Below are 16,198 nucleotides of genomic sequence, written 5' to 3' on the forward strand. Positions count from 1 at the left end.
ATGGTAGTGTGGGGTTTCCCCATGTGAGAGTAGGTCATCGTCAAGATTGAATTCCGAAACCTCTGTCTGCTAACGCAGACAGGGGTTTTGTCGTTTAGGGCCAAAAATTACCACGCTTGGTAACCCCGCCGCATACATGTACCGCCGGTCGGTTTCCTACGTAAAAACAGGAAATGCCTCACAAATACCTAAGATTTGCCAAACCTTGGCCGAAAGCCTGACGAGCCATGCGTGCACCGAAATAGAGCGGCCCGAGAGTCCGCCTATACCGTTACATGGAATGTTCCACTCGGCACGCTCACCCCCCTTTGGCAAAAGAAGTCGATGAAATGAATCTCAAGTTCAGTCATAAAATTCTGTTGGCCGCGTCAGGCGTCGTGGTTCTAGCCTTCGCGTTATTCACCCTCTACAACGATTACCTGCAACGCAGTACCATCAAGCAGAACCTGGAGTCGTCCATCCAACAATCCGGTGAGCTCACCGCCAGCAGTGTGCAGAACTGGCTTAGCGGTCGAATACTGGTGCTTGAAAGTCTCACGCAAAACGTCGCTCACCAAGGCAGTGGAGCTGATCTGCCTGGCTTAGTCGATCAACCGGCACTTACCTCAAACTTCCAATTCACCTACGTTGGCCAAACCAACGGTGTGTTCACCCAGCGTCCGGACGCAAAAATGCCTGACGGCTACGACCCCCGTCAGCGTCCCTGGTACAAGCAGGCGGTGGCTGCAGACAAACCCATGCTCACACCCCCCTACATGGCTGCAGTGGGTGGGCAGATCGTGACAATTGCCATGCCGGTGAAGAAGAATGGCGAATTGCTCGGCGTAGTCGGTGGCGACCTGAGCCTGCAGACCCTGGTGAAGATCATCAACTCGGTAGACTTCGGCGGTATCGGCCATGCGTTCCTGGTCAGCGGCGATGGCCAAGTCATCGTCAGTCCTGATCAGGACCAGGTGATGAAGAACCTCAAGGACATCTACCCCGGCACCCAGGTACGCATCGAGAAGGTGAACCAGGACGTTGTCCTCAATGGCCAGGACCGCATCCTGTCGTTCACTCCTATCAGTGGTTTACCCGGTGCAGATTGGTACATCGGTCTGTCGATTGATAAAGACAAAGCCTACGCACCGTTAGGCAAGTTCCGCACGTCTGCACTGATTGCCATGTTGATCGCCGTGGTTGCGATTGCAGTGCTCCTGAGCTTGCTGATTCAAGTCTTGCTGCGCCCGCTCACCACCATGGGTGTAGCGATGCAAGACATTGCCCAGGGTGAGGGCGACCTGACCCGTCGCCTCGCTGTGACTAGCAAGGACGAGTTCGGCGAAGTCGGCAGTGCCTTCAATCAGTTCGTAGAACGCATCCACGCTTCGATCTCGGAAGTGTCTTCCGCAACCCGTCAGGTCCACGATTTGTCCCAACGCGTAATGGCCTCGTCCAATGCCTCGATTATTGGTTCTGACGAGCAAAGCGCGCGTACCAATAGTGTGGCTGCCGCGATCAACGAACTGGGCGCTGCCACCCAGGAAATCGCACGTAACGCCGCTGATGCTTCACAGCACGCCAGCGGCGCCAGTGAGCAAGCCGACGACGGGCGCAAAGTGGTGGATCAAACCATCCTTGCAATGTCGGAGCTGTCGCAGAAAATCAGCCTGTCCTGCACCCAGATCGAGACGCTCAACGCCAGCACCGACAACATCGGCCATATTCTTGATGTGATCAAAGGTATCTCGCAGCAAACCAACCTGCTGGCACTCAACGCCGCCATCGAGGCGGCCCGTGCCGGTGAGGCGGGTCGAGGTTTCGCAGTGGTCGCTGACGAGGTTCGCAACCTGGCTCACCGCACTCAAGAGTCGGCCGAGGAGATCCACAAAATGATTACTTCGCTGCAAGTGGGCTCGCGTGAAGCGGTCACCACCATGAATGCCAGCCAGGCCTCCAGCGAAGAAAGCGTACAGGTCGCGAACCAGGCCGGTGAGCGCCTGGTCAGCGTGACACAGCGGATTGTTGAGATCGACGGCATGAACCAGTCCGTAGCTGCAGCTACTGAAGAACAGACGGCCGTGGTGGAAACCCTCAATGTGGATATCAACCAGATCAATCTGCTGAACCAGCAGGGCGTGACCAATCTCAATGAAACCCTGAAAGATTGCGATGCGTTGTCGCAACAGGCTAATCGATTGAAGCAATTGGTTGATAGCTTCAAGATCTGATCCGCTGATCAATCAGGCAGGAGCGAGTCATCTCGCACCTGCCACTTAGCCAAGTATCCGGCGGAGATTTTCCAGTGCGCTATCGGCGAAGTCCTGCACGAACTGTTCAAACCCTGTGTTTGCCCTGTCAATGGGCTCGGCAATGATTGTCCATGTCACCTTGGAACGCGCTGCTCCAAGGGCTTCCACACGGATCGCCGCCCACAATCTGGCCACACCGAGGGTGTTGTAGATCGTGGTCCAGGTCATTTGCATGGCCTGCTCGTCCCGGCTATTAAGTTGCTCCACCACACAGTTGCCATCGCGGAATAGCTTTGTACGCAAGGCGCCCACACCTGTGCCCCTCATTTCGATATGCGTCAGGTCAGGAATGAACACATCGAATCGGGCAAATTGTCCCACCATGTCCCACAGGCGAGGGGCAGGGCATTCGACCACGACGCATGCCACTATCGGCAGGCCGTTCGGGTTGCGAATTAACGTATCGGGTTGCAGCGCTTTCATAAGGTTGTCCTGAGGCGTTCAAAGAAAGCCGATGGCCTCGAGGTAGTTGCAGCCTTTACTCAACAGCGCCGAGTCTTTTTCGGGATAGTGGGCCCCCATTTGTTGTACACCCTGTCGCGCGTTGGCGTGACGAATCATTGAGGTGTCACCGATATCTTCGTCGAGACGGTCGAGATAAAAACCCAGCACGCCAAACAGTGCGTTGTCCTGGCTGACCGTTCGTAGCGACTGTTGCCATTGCGCAACGCTCACCCGCCTGAAACGGTGCCCCGCCCGGCTAAAGGCGTCCAAGTAATGCGCCCAGCTCAAAGGCTGCGGGTTGTGCAGGTTGAACACACTCCGATCGGCTTGAAAACGGTCGCAGTGAAACGCGATGAAACGAGCCAGAAAGTCCACTGGCATCAGGTCGAAGTTCAACGTCAGTCGTGGCAGCAGGCCCAATTGCAGTGACCCCTTGAGCATCAGCATCAGGCGATTTTTCTGCGGTTGGCAGACGCCTGTAAGGCTGTTGAAACTGATATTGCCGGGACGATGGATGTTCACCCAGGCCCCGCGTTCCACAGCGCGCCTCAATTGCCGTTCGGCGACCCACTTGGACAGGTTGTAGCCATTCTTGATGTAAAGCGGCAGCGTGGTCGCGGCGGGCGCTTCGAGGACATAGCCCTGGGCGTCGATACTGCTAGAAGCTGACAGTGTTGAGATGAAGTTGAAGACCTTCTTACAGTGCGTCTCACACAGACGCAGGCATTCAAGTATGGGGTCAACGTTGTCCCTGGTCAGTGATGCGTAGTCCTTGACGTGGTTGACCTGTGCCGCGTTGTGCACCAGTACGCCAAAACGTTTAGCGAGGGTCTCATAGGTATCGTTGGCCAAACCCAATCGAGGCAGGCTGATATCAGCCGCAAGTACCCGCACCCTGCTCAGGTCAAGATGTTCCAGGCGATACTCGTGTAACGCTTGGGTGAATCGCGCCATTGCCGACTGTCCGGGTTTCTCGCGTATCAGGCACGCTATCTCGGTTGCTCCAGTGGCCAACAATGCTTCGACGATATGGACACCCACAAAACTGTTGGCCCCCGTAACGATCATTTTGTAAGGATCGCCCACGCAAGCCGCGGGCAGCGTGTTGAGTGGCCACTCTTGTTGAGAGTCGCGAATCGCCTGGCTGTAGGGGGCGTCGGGTGGTTCGCCGTTTTCCACCAATGTTGCGAGCGTACGAATCGTCGGCGCCTCAATGAAGTGATTCAGCGAGAAGCTACGGCCGAATTGTTCGCGAAAACGCAGTAAGAGGGTCGACAGTAAAATCGAATGGCCGCCCAGGTCGAAGAAGCTTTCGTCGATAGACAATTCTTCCACGGGCAACGCCAGCAGCTCGATCCACAAGCAGGTCAATTGGCTCTGAAGCGGGGTTTGTGCGGCGCTCCGGGCAGTCTGCAAAGTAGGTTGGAGCGGTATTGCCAGCAATGCCGAGCGGTCAATTTTGCCGTTGCTGGAACACGGCATGCGTGGCAAAACGTCCCAGAAACCGGGTCGCATGTAGTCCGGCAGCCACTGTCGCGCGTGTTGCTGCAGGGCCGCCATGGTAGCCCCTAGTTCAGGTTGGGCAACAAAGCCACGGATCCTGCGGTCATGGTCGATCACCACCGCCACCTGGCGGTACAACCGGCTGTTGCGCAAGCACTGTTCAATCTCCTGCGGCTCGACCCGAAAACCACGAATTTTCACTTGATCATCACGCCGCCCCCCCATCACGATCCCATCGGCAGTCCACTGTGCCAGGTCGCCGCTACGGTAGGCACGCAAGGGCTGGCCTCCTGGGATTGCCAGCTCCACGAAAGGGCTGCTGGCCTGTGGTGGCGCGTTTACATACCCAAGGCTCACGCCAGGGCCGACGATATACACCTCGCCCATCACCTGTTCATCCACCGGTTGCCGGTGTTCATCAAGAATCAGAACCTGGCTGTTGGCGATGGGGTGGCCGAGATTGCGGTTGCTGTCACTGGGGCACAACGTCCGATGGGTGACCAGCACCGTGGCCTCCGTAGGCCCATAGAGGTTGTGAAGCTGGCACTGCTTCGCCAGATGCTCGATCACATGAGGTTCGCACACATCACCTCCGGTCAGCAGGTGCGTCAGGCCCAACGGTTGACCGAGCGGCAGAATGCTCAGCAGCGCAGGCGGCAGAAAGGCGTGGGTGACGCGCTGCCGATGGAGAAGATCCAGCAGTTGCTGAGGGTCTTGTCGTTGTTCTGCGCTGGGGACAATCAACGTGGCACCCGCTATCAGGGCGGGGAAAATATCGATCAGTGATGAATCGAAGCTCAGCGGCGAGAACTGCAAGACGCGCCCCTGTTCATCCAGGCTCACGCAGGACCTGAACCATGCTGTGAAATGTGCCAGGTTGGCTTGGCTGAGCAACACGCCTTTGGGTTGGCCGGTGGTGCCTGATGTAAAAAACATCATGCAGGGCGCATCGATATGAGGGCGGACGTGCACCAATGGGCGTGCGATGGCGGCGTCGCGGTGGTCGTTGCTGCTGACATCCAATGAAGTCAAACGCCCGCGTAATGGGTGCTGGCCGGTATCCAGCAATACCCGAGCGCCTGCGATGTCGAGCATGGTCTGCTGGCGATGAGTCGGGTGCTCCGGATCCAGCGGGAGGTACACTGCGCCGCAGCCCAGCACCGCAAGAATGCTGGCATACAGTTCGATAGATTTTTCCAGGCACACCCCCACGACTGCTGGCGTCTGCGCAGTCTCCAGTAAGGGACGTAATTGTTGCTGGATTGCTGAGGCCCGAGCATGCAGGTGACGATAGGTCACTTCGCTGGCACCTATGTTCAAGGCGGCCCGGTCTGCGAAAGTGTAAAAACTTGCCTGCAACCGGTTGATCAACGGCAACCTGGCCTCCTCTATCACAGCAGGGTCTGCGGTGTCGTTGAAGCGGTGGTTGAATGCCAGCGCCTCCAGTACTTCCAGACCTTGTTCAGGCCAGTCATTGGCGACGCCACTCAACGTGAACTGCCCAGAGTCCCGTGCGAAATCACTGACGTGCAGCGCGACCCATTCCACCAGCGCATGCGTTACCTGCTGGCGGAGCCTCTGGCCATTTCCACTGGGCTCGTCGGCGATGTTCAGTACAGCCATGAATTGTCGGCCGGGTCCATAGGCGCGCAGCTGCAGAGTGGGCAGCCCATAGCCGGTTAACGGGCCAACCCCAAGGCGTAGACTTAAGCCTGGCGTGTGATGATTTTGGTCTTGCAGCGACTGACTGCCGTCTTCGATCCACAGGTCGATGCTTTCATCACTCGAGATATGCCCATACTGTTCCAACTCCTGCCTGACAGCGCGCAAGGCGTTGCTGGCGCCGGCAAAGCTGATAGTCAGTCGCCTCATGCCACCCTCCCGGACGCTGGCAAGTAGTCGTTCAACGCTTGCGCCACACTCGGCGTTTGCAGCAAACCGCTGTGTTGGAGGAAGCCAAGAATATTGGCCATCAATGGATGCTGACGTGTGATGGGGAAGGCCAGCGCCGCGACTTCATCGCGTAATTCGCTGCGCAGGTGGGTGCTGATGTCGAGATGTTCGATCACGTACAGGTCGAAGTCTTTTTGCAGGTCGTTCGTCAGGTACTGGGCCAGTAGAACCGGCAGCACCTTGGCAATGCTGTTGCGGTCGTCCGCGCTCGCGGCCTGCCAGTACAAGCGTACGAGCCGTACCCAGAATTGTGCGTGGCGGCCTTCATCAAATAGGTGGTCGGCCATCAGGCCGCGGATGGAAGCTTTGACACTGGTGTCCTTGGAGAACGCGGCCACATCGTGAGTCACCGTGTTTTCGGCAATGGCCACCCCAATCAACGCGACGGCATCGCGCAGGTGGGCTGGCGCCTGTGCCTGTGCCGCCGGCAGTGCGCGGCTCAATTCGATTTCCCTCGGCAGTTCCAAGGGTTGTATACCGGTCATGGCCACGGTTTGCTGCAGGAAATCCAGCGCAACCAATGCGTGGTAGTCCTCGTCCACAACGACAGTCATTGCATCAACACGGCAGATCAGCGGGAAGTGCACCGAAAAGCGATTCTTGGCGATGCTGCGTGCAGTCTCGTCGACGATCTCAGTCTCGAATATCACCACGTCGTTGATGAATTTGTAGAAGCTCTGCACCAGTACAAAATCGCGCCACTGCGGGCAGTGTTCAAGTAAGGTCGCACTGAGTACCAAGGGCTGGCGGCACAGGGGATAGATCAGCTTGTCATCGCTCTCCAGCAAGCGGCGCGGGCGTGTGCGAATGGTTGCTCGGCGCTCCCAGTCGTGGGCAATGGGTTGGTAGTCGGTGGCGTTCATGGGTGCACCTCCTGCAGTGAGGCGCGAACCTCATCCCACAACGCGATACGCCCCTCCACGGCAGCGAGCGCGGCGTCGTTGGCCTGTTGCGGGTATGCCGGGTCAGCGTTGGCCAGGCGTTCGAGCAACTGCTCTGCCGCCGGTCCATGATCTTGGGTGTCCAGTTCGATGTGACGCTTGAGATAGGCGCACAAGGTAGGCGCCTGGCGATGGATGAACTCATCAGATTGCAGGATGCGCTCGAACATCCCTGGGATGACATGCTCGCGACCGTGCAGGAAGGTTGCCGCAACACAATGGATAGGCGCATTTAGCGCAAGCTGCAATGTATCGCTGACGAAGCGAGCGACGCCGGGAAGGACCTCGATCGCCTGCAAGGCGGCAGTTGCTTCCAGGCCTTGACGTTGCAGCGCAACGAAGCGGTTGATCGACGAGGTATTGGCACCTACCTCCGCCATGGCCTCCAGATAGAGTTCGAAGTGGCTGCAATAGCCTGTCTCGGGATGCAGGTCTGATTCCTCACCCAGTATGACCTCATTGATCAAGCGCGCTGCGTGTGGGTCGGCAGGCGGTAGCCAGGGCAGGCGAGTGCAGGTCAGGTCCTGTTGCAGGCGTTTAGCGAGGGTCATGAAATCCCAGACAGAAAATACGTGGCTTTCCATAAAAAGTTGTAACTTTCGCAGGGAAGTTATTTCTGAAAATAACGAATGCCCGCATAACTGAAGTTTTGCTGTTTCAAGTAACGGTTGATGCATGGTTGGTGCCTATAAGTTGCCGCGTCTGCTGTGAAAAACAGCGATGAGTATTTGTAGTTGGCAAGAGGTGAGTGGCAGTAGACCAGTTGCTGGCGTGCAGGAGGACTCGATATGGGCGCTGCAACGTCTAGCGAAGTGTCTGGTTTAGTAATAAAAGATAATAAGCGGATTAAACAACTTTGCGGGCATACAAATGTGTTAGAAGTTTTGCTAAATAATATTTGCTGTAATCTAGTTGCTTTGTTGGAAGTGGGAAGTTTCTTCGGGGCGGGGCGCCAACCGTTACTTGGTTCGCCCCGCAACAGGAGATGACGCCTTAGTGCGTGCCTTTCTTGGCGGGGGCACCCAAGCCGTTGAGGTATGCCGTGATCACCTCCATGCCTCGCATCAAGTGGTTACGCAGGGTCAGGATGCTTTCCTGGGTTTTTTTCTGCGCCACGAGGTTCAGTAGTTCGCGGTGATCTTCCTGGGATGTCTCGCCCAGCCCCATGGCCTCAAGGTTGTAACGCAGGAAACGCTCCTCTTCGTTCAAACCGTGCTCCACCAATTTGAGCAGCCGTTGGTTCGGGGCTTTGCCATAAAGTGCCATGTGAAACAGGCGATTGAGGCGTCCTATCTCTGAGTAGTCTTTTTCTTGTTCGAGGGCACAAATAAAGGCCTCCGCTTCGACGATATCGGTGTCAGTGAGCAAGGGAATCGACAGGCGCAACGCTTCAGACTCCAGCAACATCCGCAGTTCATAGGTCTCGGCCGAGTTGTCTTCGATCAACGGAGCAACGACGGCGCCCTTGTGCGTCACTACATGCAGCAGTGACTGGGCTTCCAGCTGGCGCAAGGCTTCACGCACCGGCATGCGGCTGACCCCGAACAGGCTGGCCAACTCCTGTTGGCGCATGGCAGTACCACAGGGCAATCGACCATCCAGGATGGCGTTGCGTAAGGTTTCTTCAATTACGGAACGCGCGAGATGGGCGGGAATAGGTCCGCTGATCTTGATGCTGTTCAAAGGGGTCGGCTTCTGCGTCACGGTTACGCTATCCTCCTTATTCGAATGGACGTGGCTAATTGGATCCAATGCACACTAGAGACTGCCCGTAAGCTTGTCAAACGGGCACAGTTTCGGCTTGTAAGCGTTTCAACATAGCGCTCCCAGCGCCCACAGCCAGCATTTATGGCGCCTTACGCATCCAAGTTCATCCAGCCTGCTTCAAGCGCCGACAATTGCAGCATCAGGTGTTATGGACTGAACACTTTACTGCTGTAATTTATTCCCCAGGGCCAAGCAGCGTGAGGTTGGGCCGGAACATTCCCGCATATCGATATTCATTAACGGTATTTAAATAGCCGTTCTTATATCTATAAAGTCAATCTCCTGTCTGACCGGGAGTGACCTCATGTCCGCCACCTCTACTGTTCCAACAGCGAACGCTACCGCCCAAACCTTCAAGATTCGTCCATTGCCCGGCAACGTCGGCGCCGAGATCATAGGCTTGGACTTGTCGAGACCGGTCAACGACCAGGATTTTGCACGTATCCACCGCGCGCACCTGGACCATCACGTCGTGGTGTTCCGCGACCAGCGCATCACCCCCGAACAGCAGATCGCTTTCAGCCGCCGCTTCGGTGTGCTGCAGATCCACGTGCTCAAGCAATTCCTGCTGGCCAACCACCCGGAAATCCTGATCGTCTCCAACATTATCGAAAACGGTCAATCCATCGGCCTGGGAGACGCCGGCAAGTTCTGGCATTCGGACCTGTCCTATAAAGAACTGCCGAGCCTGGGCTCGATGCTTTACGCCCAAGAGCTGCCCTCTGAAGGTGGCGACACCCTGTTCGCCGACATGCACAAAGCCTGGGACCAACTGCCCGCGCATCTGCGCACCGCCGTTGAAGGCCGCAGCGCCGCGCATTCCTACACCGCGCGCTACAGCGAAACCAAATTCGAAGGCAACTGGCGCCCCACACTGACCCCCGAGCAGCTTGCCCAGGTTGCGGAAGTGGTGCACCCCATCGTGCGTACCCACCCGGAAAGCGGCCGCAAGGCGCTGTTCGTCAGTGAAGGATTCACCACGCGCATCGTCGGCCTGCCGGAAGACGAAAGTCGCGACCTGCTGGCCCAGCTCTACGCCCACAGCGTGTTGCCGCAAAACATCTACCGCCACCCATGGCAGCCCCACGACCTGGTGTTCTGGGACAACCGCTCGCTGATCCACCTGGCCGCCGGTTGCCCGAGCCATCTGCGCCGCAAGCTGTTTCGCACCACCATCCAGGGCGACGCGCCTTTCTGATTCGGAGCACGACCATGTCCAGGAAAATTCCATTCGCACGGCTGGCCGCGACTGTCGGCCTGGGCGTCAGCCTGCTGGCTGGCAGCCTTGCTGCACCGACAGCCGCGCAGGCCGAAGGTGAGATCCGTATCGCCGAACAGTTTGGCATCGTTTACCTATTGCTCAACGTGGTGCGCGATCAGAACCTGATCGAAAAATACGGCAAGCAGGAAGGCATCGACATCAAGGTCGACTGGACTCAGCTGTCCGGCGGCGCCGCCGTCAATGACGCGCTGCTCTCCGGTTCCATCGACATTGCCGGTGCTGGCGTTGGCCCGCTGCTGACCATCTGGGACCGCACCCACGGCAAGCAGAACGTCAAGGCCGTCGCGTCCCTGGGTAACTTCCCGTACTACCTGGTGAGCAACAATCCCAAGGTCAAGACCATCGCCGATTTCACTGAGAAGGACCGCATCGCGGTGCCTGCGGTAGGCGTTTCTGTGCAGTCGCGCTTCCTGCAATACGCCGCCGCCAAACAGTGGGGCGACAAGGAATTCAATCGCCTCGACAAATACACCGTCGCCGTCCCGCACCCGGATGCAACCGCCGCCCTGATCGCTGGTGGCACCGAGCTGACCGGGCATTTTTCCAACCCGCCGTTCCAGGACCAGGCCCTGGCCAATCCGAACGTGCATGTGGTGCTGAACACCTACGACTTGCTCGGCCCGAACTCGCCGACGGTGCTGTTCGCCACCGAGAAATTCCGCAATGACAATCCGAAAACCTACAAGGCATTCGTCGAGGCGTTGACCGAAGCCGCGCAGTTCGCCCAGAACGACAAAGGGGCTGCGGCCGACACCTATATCCGCGTGACCAAGGCCAAGATTGACCGTGCCGAACTGCTGAAAATCATCGACAACCCGCAGTTCGAATTCAGCGTCACGCCCAAGAATACTTATCCGCTGGCGGAATTCCTCTACCGCGTCGGCGCTATCAAGAACAAGCCTGAATCGTGGAAGGACTACTTCTTCCAGGATGCCAAGCCCCTGCAAGGAAGTTGAGATGAACGCGCCCTTGCAAGGCCACACGGCCAGCAACCTGAACACCGCCTTGCCGTTACTGGCGGTGGATAACGTCAGCCTGGAATACCGCACCCCCGAGCGCGTGGTGCGGGCCACCCATCAGGTGAGTTTCGAGATCGATCCCGCCGACCGCTATGTGCTGCTCGGTCCGTCGGGCTGTGGCAAATCCACCTTGCTCAAGTCCATCGCCGGGTTTATCAAGCCCTGCGAAGGTGAGATCCGTCTGCTCGGGCAAAAGGTCGAGCAACCGGGCCCGGACCGCATCGTGGTGTTTCAGGAGTTCGACCAGTTGCCGCCGTGGAAAACCGTCAAACAGAACGTGATGTTTCCACTGCTGGCCTCGAAAACCTTGAAGCGCGCTGAAGCCGAAGAGCGCGCGCTGCACTACCTCGACAAAGTTGGCCTCACGGCGTTTGCCGACGCCTATCCCCACACGCTTTCCGGCGGGATGAAGGCCCGTGTCGCCATCGCCCGTGCCTTGGCCATGCAGCCTAAAATCCTGTTGATGGATGAGCCCTTCGCCGCCCTCGACGCCCTGACCCGGCGCAAGATGCAGGAAGAACTGCTGCTGCTTTGGGAAGAAGTGCGTTTCACCCTGTTGTTCGTGACTCACTCCATCGAAGAGGCGCTGGTAGTGGGCAACCGTATCCTGTTGCTGTCGCCCCATCCTGGGCGCGTACGCGCGGAAATCCACAGCCATCAATACGACCTGCACAGCCTCGGTGGCGTGGAGTTCCAGGCGTCGGCGCGACGCATTCATCGCCTGTTGTTCGATGAAGCGCCCGAGGCCGAACGTGAGTTGGGTTTCGCTGATATCCGCATCGCGTATTAAGGGGAACATCCATGCGCCAGGAATATGAAATCACGCTCGAACCACTGCTCAGCGTTCCCGTGGAGCGCGAACTGCCCCTGCGCCAACGCCTGTGGCAACAAGGCTGGCTGCGCAAGGGCCTGATCCTGATCGTGCTCGCGATCCTCTGGGAAGCGGTTGCGCGTTATCAGAACAATGACTTGCTGTTGCCGAGCTTCTTGCAGACATCGGCCGCACTTTATGACGGCCTGCTCAGCGGCGAACTGCTGAGCAAGGTAAGCATTTCGCTGGTGGTGCTGATCAAGGGTTACCTGATTGGCATCGTGCTGGCGTTCGCCCTGACCACCTTGGCGGTGTCGACCCAACTGGGCCGCGATCTGCTGAGCACCCTGACCTCGATGTTCAACCCGCTGCCCGCCATCGCGTTGTTGCCGCTGGCGCTGCTGTGGTTCGGCCTGGGGCAGAACAGCCTGATCTTTGTGCTGGTGCACTCGGTGTTGTGGGCGCTGGCGCTCAACACCTATTCCGGGTTCCTCGGCGTGTCCGAAACCTTGCGCATGGCCGGGCGCAACTATGGCCTCAAGGGCATGCGTTTTGTGCTGTTCATCCTGATCCCGGCGGCACTGCCGTCGATCCTCGCAGGCCTCAAGATCGGCTGGGCATTTGCCTGGCGCACGTTGATCGCCGCCGAGTTGGTGTTCGGGGCCACCAGTGGCAAGGGCGGCCTGGGGTGGTACATCTTCCAGAACCGCAACGAGCTGTATACCGACAAGGTGTTTGCCGGGCTGGCGGTGGTGAACCTGATCGGCCTGATGGTGGAAAACCTGGTGTTTGACACCGTCGAGCGCCTTACTGTGAAGCGTTGGGGGATGCAGCGCTAAACAGGAATGATTGCTCTTTGCCCGACGTGAGCCCGATAATGCCGGCCGAATCTGACGCCGCCTTGGCGTCAGGCGTACTCGGTAAAAGGATTTACGACGATGCGGTTTTTTGTCTTGGCAGCAGCCTTGCTATTGTCGACCTCGGTCTTCGCGGAGTTTGTGCCCGAGGTGGTCAGCATGCCCAAGCCGCTTTATCCCAGTCACCTGACCTTCACCCAAGGGCATGCACGCATCAGCTTGAATATTCACAACGACGGTACGGTCAGTGATGTCAAAGCGCTCAGCGCCACCAAGCCGGCGTTTGGTGAAGCTGCCGTGGCCGCGGCTACACTCTGGCGCTTCAAGCCGTGGACGGTCACTACCGATCGGCCGGCGGTGCTCGACGCGCAGAACGATATGATTTTCACGCCCGAACCACCGAAGAAAGAAACGACTCAACTGACCTTCACCCAAACCACCTACCAATCCTGCAGCGCGCTGACGGAAGAAGTCAGCCAGTTCCGTCGTGAGCATCCCACCCGTCCGTTGATCGCCATGAAGAGCTTTGCCATTACCCGTGTGGCGGTAATGTTTCCGGCGTTAAGCGGTAAAAGCGACTACAACGAAGGACTGGCCCGTGCCGACGAACTGGAAAACTCCCTGTCGGACATCGTGCGCAAATGCCAGGCTCATCCCAAAGCTGCTTACGCGGACTACCTGCCCCGTAACGTGAAGCGCTACCTGTAAAGCCTGCTACGATTGCGCCCAGTTCACTCTCTACGGGTCACGAGTGCTTGGCATGCAACTACCGGACATGAACCTGCTGGTCGCCCTTGATGCGTTGCTCGACGAAGGCAGCGTGGTTGGCGCCGCGCGCCGCATGAACCTCAGCCCGGCGGCCATGAGCCGCACCCTTACGCGAATCCGCGAAGCGGTGGGTGACCCGATCCTGGTGCGCGCCGGTCGCGGCCTGGTGCCGACGCCCAAGGCCCTGCAGTTGCAAGGCCAGGTACGCAACGTGGTGGAACAGGCGGCGCTGCTGTTCCGTTCGGCGGACCAAGTGGATTTGAGTACATTGCGCCGTCGCTTCAGCGTACGCGCCAATGACTTTTTCATCGGCGTGTATGGCGGTCGCCTGTTCGACACCATGGAGCGCATGGCCCCGCTGTGCGAGCTGTGCTTCGTGCCCGAAGGCGACACCGACGACGAAGCCCTGCGTGAAGGCCGCCTGGATTTGCGCGTGAGCAACACCATGCCGGTCACCCCAGAAGTGAAGGTGCAGAACCTGTTCTCCACCACCTTTGTCGGCCTGGCGCGGGAAGACCATCCGTTATTCGACGAAGAAATCACCGCCGCCCGCTTTGCCAGCTATTCCCATATCAGCATCTCGCGGCGCGGCATTGCCCGTGGGCCGATCGACACCGCGCTGAATGCCCAGGGCCTGGAGCGCCGCGTGGCGATGATCGCGCCTGGCTTTCACGGCGCGATGTTCATGCTGCCCGATTCCGACCTGCTGCTGCCGGTACCCAAGGAAGCGCTGTTGAGCGCCAATCGCCTAAAACTGCCCCTACGCTCGTTCGCGTTGCCGATCTCCCTGCCGACGCTGGTCTTGGCCCAATCCTGGCACCCGCGATTCGACAAAGATCCTGCTCACAAATGGCTGCGCGAGACCATGCGCGAGAGTTGCCACGCCACCTGGCTTGAAGCGCAGCCAGTCTGATCATTGCGCCTGACGCACTTATATCCTTCCAACAAGTAACTTTTTGTCATGTGTTTGCCTGATTAAACTGCTCAGGTATTTAACATTTCGAGTTACCTGTTCATGACCTCCCTCGCTGCCCCCACCCTTGCGGCCGCAGCCACACCCACTGCCATGACCCCACCCGTATTCGGCCCGCGCATCATCGTCGGGCTGGTCGGCGTGTTGCTGGCGGTGCTGGTCTCTGGCCTCAACGAGATGGTCACCAAGGTGGCCCTCGCGGATATCCGTGGTGCGCTGTACATCGGTTTTGACGAAGGCACCTGGCTGGTCGCGGCCTACACCGCGACTTCCGTGGCGGCCATGGCGTTTGCGCCCTGGTGTTCGGTGACCTTTTCGCTGCGTCGCTTCACGCTGTGCGCCATCGGACTGTTCACTGTGCTCGGCATCCTGTGTCCGTTCGCGCCGAACTACGAAAGCCTGTTGGTGCTGCGCACCGTGCAAGGCCTGGCCGGTGGCGCGCTGCCGCCGATGCTGATGACCGTGGCCCTGCGTTTCCTGCCGGCCAACGTGAAACTGTACGGCTTGGCCGGCTACGCGCTCACGGCCACCTTCGGCCCGAGCCTCGGCACGCCCCTGGCGGCGCTGTGGACCGAGTACGTCGGCTGGCAGTGGGCTTTCTGGCAAATCGTCGCGCCGTGCCTGCTGGCCATGGTTGCCGTGGCCTACGGCCTGCCGCAGGATCCGCTGCGCCTGGAGCGCTTCAAGCAGTTCAACTGGCGTGGCTTGCTGCTGGGCTTCCCGGCGATCTGCATGCTGGTCATCGGCATCCTGCAAGGCAATCGGCTGGACTGGTTCGAGTCGGGCCTGATCACCTTCCTGCTGTGTGGCGGCAGCCTATTGCTGGTGCTGTTCATGGTGAATGAGTGGTCGCAGCCGATACCGTTCTTCAAATTGCAGATGCTCGGCCTGCGCAACCTGTCATTCGCCCTGATCGTGCTGGCGGGCGTGCTGATGGTGCTGACGTCGGTGATCATCATCCCATCAAGCTTCCTCGCCCAGGTCCAGGGTTACCGTCCGCTGCAAACCGCGCCGGTGATGCTGCTGATGGCGATCCCACAGTTGATCGCGCTGCCGCTGGTGGCGGCGCTGTGCAACCTGCGCTGGGTCGATTGCCGTTGGGTGCTGGGGATCGGACTGAGCATGTTGGTGCTGTGCTGCGTGGGCAGTGCACACCTGACCTCGGAGTGGATTCGCGACGATTTCTATGGCCTGTACCTGTTGCAGATTTTCGGGCAACCGATGGCCGTGTTGCCGCTGCTGATGCTTTCTACCGGCAGCATCCAGCCCATGGACGGGCCGTTCGCGTCCGCCTGGTTCAACACCATCAAGGGCCTCGCCGCCGTGATTGCGACCGGCGTGATCGACACGCTGACCACCCAACGCCTGCACTTCCACTCGACCATGTTGGTGGACCGCCTGGGTAACTCGCCCCTGGCTGAAGGCGACGCGCCGGGCCTGGCGCACCGCCTGCACGAGCAGGCCGTGGTGCTGACTTCTTCGGATCTGTATTACGTCATGGCTGCGGTCGCAGTGGCGTTGATCCTGCTGATTTTCTGGATGCCCACGCGGATGTTTCCGCCCCGCGCACCGACTTGATAGAAAGGACT

At 58.7% G+C, this 16,198-nt stretch carries 13 protein-coding genes; 8 read left to right on the plus strand and 5 right to left on the minus strand.

The genetic code is table 11. The features are described from left to right. Positions 1-329 precede the first annotated feature (329 nt). Entirely contained in the window at positions 330-2,210 is a 1,881-nt protein-coding gene (locus H096_RS16675) for a methyl-accepting chemotaxis protein (protein ID WP_033900071.1), read from the plus strand. A 45-nt stretch (positions 2,211-2,255) separates the two neighbouring features. Here the strand turns inward: H096_RS16675 and H096_RS16680 are convergent, their stop codons facing one another. From H096_RS16680 to H096_RS16700, 5 genes are all read right to left on the minus strand, one after another. Then, positions 2,256-2,714 (minus strand): SRPBCC family protein, encoded by a 459-nt coding sequence (locus tag H096_RS16680; RefSeq protein ID WP_033900072.1) that lies wholly within the window; start codon positions 2,712-2,714, stop codon positions 2,256-2,258. A gap of 18 nt (positions 2,715-2,732) precedes the next feature. Further along, a complete protein-coding gene (locus H096_RS16685) occupies positions 2,733-6,110 on the minus strand; it encodes an amino acid adenylation domain-containing protein (protein ID WP_033900074.1) in 3,378 nt (1,125 codons plus the stop codon). Beyond that, entirely contained in the window at positions 6,107-7,054 is a 948-nt protein-coding gene (locus tag H096_RS16690; protein WP_033900076.1) for a diiron oxygenase, read from the minus strand. Before H096_RS16690 ends, H096_RS16685 begins: the two co-directional genes overlap by 4 nt. Beyond that, positions 7,051-7,809, minus strand: coding sequence for a DUF3050 domain-containing protein (locus H096_RS16695; protein WP_033900078.1), 759 nt, complete (start codon positions 7,807-7,809; stop codon positions 7,051-7,053). Before H096_RS16695 ends, H096_RS16690 begins: the two co-directional genes overlap by 4 nt. 316 nt (positions 7,810-8,125) lie before the next feature. Further along, a complete protein-coding gene (locus H096_RS16700) occupies positions 8,126-8,836 on the minus strand; it encodes a GntR family transcriptional regulator (protein WP_033900080.1) in 711 nt (236 codons plus the stop codon). A gap of 367 nt (positions 8,837-9,203) precedes the next feature. Here H096_RS16700 and H096_RS16705 point away from each other — a divergent pair, with 367 nt between their 5' ends. The 7 genes from H096_RS16705 (at position 9,204) to H096_RS16735 (ending at position 16,187) form a co-directional block, all read left to right on the plus strand. After that, on the plus strand, positions 9,204-10,097 hold the full coding sequence (locus H096_RS16705) for a TauD/TfdA family dioxygenase (protein ID WP_033900082.1): 894 nt from the start codon (positions 9,204-9,206) through the stop codon (positions 10,095-10,097). Between the two features lie 14 nt (positions 10,098-10,111). Next, positions 10,112-11,137 carry an ABC transporter substrate-binding protein gene (locus H096_RS16710; protein WP_033900084.1) on the plus strand — a complete coding sequence of 342 codons (1,026 nt, stop codon included), beginning with the start codon at positions 10,112-10,114 and terminating at the stop codon, positions 11,135-11,137. A 1-nt stretch (position 11,138) separates the two neighbouring features. Next, complete coding sequence (locus H096_RS16715) at positions 11,139-11,990, plus strand: ABC transporter ATP-binding protein (protein ID WP_033900086.1); 852 nt, start codon at positions 11,139-11,141, stop codon at positions 11,988-11,990. Positions 11,991-12,001: 11 nt separating this feature from the next. Further along, on the plus strand, positions 12,002-12,850 hold the full coding sequence (locus tag H096_RS16720) for an ABC transporter permease (RefSeq protein ID WP_033900088.1): 849 nt from the start codon (positions 12,002-12,004) through the stop codon (positions 12,848-12,850). 99 nt (positions 12,851-12,949) lie between these two features. Continuing rightward, complete coding sequence (locus H096_RS16725; RefSeq protein WP_033900090.1) at positions 12,950-13,576, plus strand: TonB family protein; 627 nt, start codon at positions 12,950-12,952, stop codon at positions 13,574-13,576. Positions 13,577-13,628: 52 nt separating this feature from the next. Continuing rightward, positions 13,629-14,549, plus strand: a complete 921-nt coding sequence (locus tag H096_RS16730) for a LysR family transcriptional regulator (RefSeq protein WP_033900092.1) — start codon at positions 13,629-13,631, stop codon at positions 14,547-14,549. A 102-nt stretch (positions 14,550-14,651) separates the two neighbouring features. Continuing rightward, on the plus strand, positions 14,652-16,187 hold the full coding sequence (locus H096_RS16735; RefSeq protein WP_033900094.1) for an MFS transporter: 1,536 nt from the start codon (positions 14,652-14,654) through the stop codon (positions 16,185-16,187). The last annotated feature ends 11 nt before the right edge of the window (positions 16,188-16,198 follow it).

Origin of the sequence: Pseudomonas sp. FH1 (assembly GCF_000510895.2) — a bacterium.
GTDB classification, from domain to species: domain Bacteria; phylum Pseudomonadota; class Gammaproteobacteria; order Pseudomonadales; family Pseudomonadaceae; genus Aquipseudomonas; species Aquipseudomonas azotoformans_A.

Coding starts and splice junctions, on each gene's coding strand:
- H096_RS16675 (WP_033900071.1), top strand. CDS start 330: ATGAATCTCAAGTTCAGTCATAAAATTCTGTTGGCCGCGTCAGGCGTC.
- H096_RS16680 (WP_033900072.1), bottom strand. CDS start 2,714: ATGAAAGCGCTGCAACCCGATACGTTAATTCGCAACCCGAACGGCCTG.
- H096_RS16685 (WP_033900074.1), bottom strand. CDS start 6,110: ATGAGGCGACTGACTATCAGCTTTGCCGGCGCCAGCAACGCCTTGCGC.
- H096_RS16690 (WP_033900076.1), bottom strand. CDS start 7,054: ATGAACGCCACCGACTACCAACCCATTGCCCACGACTGGGAGCGCCGA.
- H096_RS16695 (WP_033900078.1), bottom strand. CDS start 7,809: ATGCATCAACCGTTACTTGAAACAGCAAAACTTCAGTTATGCGGGCAT.
- H096_RS16705 (WP_033900082.1), top strand. CDS start 9,204: ATGTCCGCCACCTCTACTGTTCCAACAGCGAACGCTACCGCCCAAACC.
- H096_RS16710 (WP_033900084.1), top strand. CDS start 10,112: ATGTCCAGGAAAATTCCATTCGCACGGCTGGCCGCGACTGTCGGCCTG.
- H096_RS16715 (WP_033900086.1), top strand. CDS start 11,139: ATGAACGCGCCCTTGCAAGGCCACACGGCCAGCAACCTGAACACCGCC.
- H096_RS16720 (WP_033900088.1), top strand. CDS start 12,002: ATGCGCCAGGAATATGAAATCACGCTCGAACCACTGCTCAGCGTTCCC.
- H096_RS16725 (WP_033900090.1), top strand. CDS start 12,950: ATGCGGTTTTTTGTCTTGGCAGCAGCCTTGCTATTGTCGACCTCGGTC.
- H096_RS16730 (WP_033900092.1), top strand. CDS start 13,629: ATGCAACTACCGGACATGAACCTGCTGGTCGCCCTTGATGCGTTGCTC.
- H096_RS16735 (WP_033900094.1), top strand. CDS start 14,652: ATGACCTCCCTCGCTGCCCCCACCCTTGCGGCCGCAGCCACACCCACT.